Below are 735 nucleotides of genomic sequence, written 5' to 3'. Positions count from 1 at the left end.
CGATGAACCGCTGTTCGTGCTGCCGGTCTCCCTCACCTTCGGGGACCATGCGGTCACCGGCTACGTCTACTACGACCAGCAGCGGGAGCAGGAAGAACGGAAGACATTCTACCGCCGGCTCCACGGCACCATCACACGGCTGAAGGCGATCCATCTGCGGCCCTGGATGCGCCCAGGAGAGGTGTTCGAGGAGACCGCCCGCTCCTATGCTCCCTATCTCGCCTGGACGGTCCAGGAGAACCGGTTCACGATCTCCCTCCGCCAGAACGCCATCTCCCAGCGGGTGAACCGCATGGGAAAGTTCCTCCTGCTCTGCCGGGGGGAGTTCGGCTGGGAGGACTGTCTCGCCCTGTACCGCTGCAAGGACCTGGTGGAGAAGGGGTTCTCCCAGCTCAAGAACGACCTCGGGGCACTCCCGCTGGGGGTGCGGAAGGAGTCCACCCTGCGGGGATACCTCTTCGTCTGCTTTCTCGCCCTCCTCCTGCGGATGCGGCTGCTGCACCGCATGCAAGAATCGGGGCTCTCCACGCACTACTCGGTTGAAGGGGTGCTGACCGAACTGGAGAAACTGCGGATTATGATCCTGCCCAACGGCACCCGGATCCAGACGGAGCAAACCAAACGGCAGAGGGAGATCCTGGAGGGACTCGGACTATGTGCCTAATTGGGTGGGAGATCAGGCTGTTCAGGTAGTCGACTATCGTTGTGCCCAGCACGGCAGCGAGGGTCAGGAGC

Annotated in this window: 1 protein-coding gene; it reads left to right on the top strand. The window is 62.9% G+C overall.

The window, feature by feature from the left end; translation table 11 throughout:
* Positions 1 to 664 (top strand): IS1634 family transposase (locus tag QMC96_13330; GenBank protein MDI6877735.1); only part of this gene is annotated, 664 nt, incomplete at its 5' end.
* Between the last annotated feature and the right edge of the window lie 71 nt (positions 665 to 735).

The organism is Methanomicrobiales archaeon (assembly GCA_030019205.1).
GTDB lineage: Archaea > Halobacteriota > Methanomicrobia > Methanomicrobiales > JACTUA01 > JASEFH01.
The sequence above is the reverse complement of the archived record's forward strand: the minus strand, read 5'-3'. Positions and strand labels throughout refer to the sequence as shown.